Source organism: Neisseria sp. P0009.S007 (assembly GCF_051962515.1).
The window spans coordinates 1-368 of sequence record NZ_JBQCVF010000951.1 but is presented as its reverse complement, the minus strand read 5'-3'; the positions used below and the strand labels follow the sequence as shown (position 1 = coordinate 368).

Sequence of the window (368 nt, the reverse complement as noted above, 5' to 3'; positions counted from 1 at the left end):
CAATCCCACCTCCATCAGCAACGCCGTAAAATTTACCGGCGGCTTGACATTGGATGACTTGAATATTTCCGTGACCCCGGGCTACGACAAAACCGGCATCGACTACACGCCCGATCCGTTTGACTACACCATCAACCCCCGTCTGAACGGCAACACATGGACCGTTTCCATCAAAGGCAGCAATGACGTATTGACGATTAAAAACCAAATGGGTTCGCAAGGCGCCATATCCGAGTTCCAATTCGACAACGGCACATACAGCACGGAACAAATCATCGAACATTTCGGCTTGAAAGTATCCCATGTCCGCAAAGACGGCACGATTATTCAATACCTGAATGACGACAGCGATACCTTTGAACAACGAC

Annotated in this window: 1 protein-coding gene; it reads left to right on the top strand. The window is 49.2% G+C overall.

The window, feature by feature from the left end:
* Nucleotides 1-368: calcium-binding protein (locus ACTHS3_RS17265; RefSeq protein WP_440368672.1), on the top strand; the 368-nt coding region annotated here is incomplete at both ends.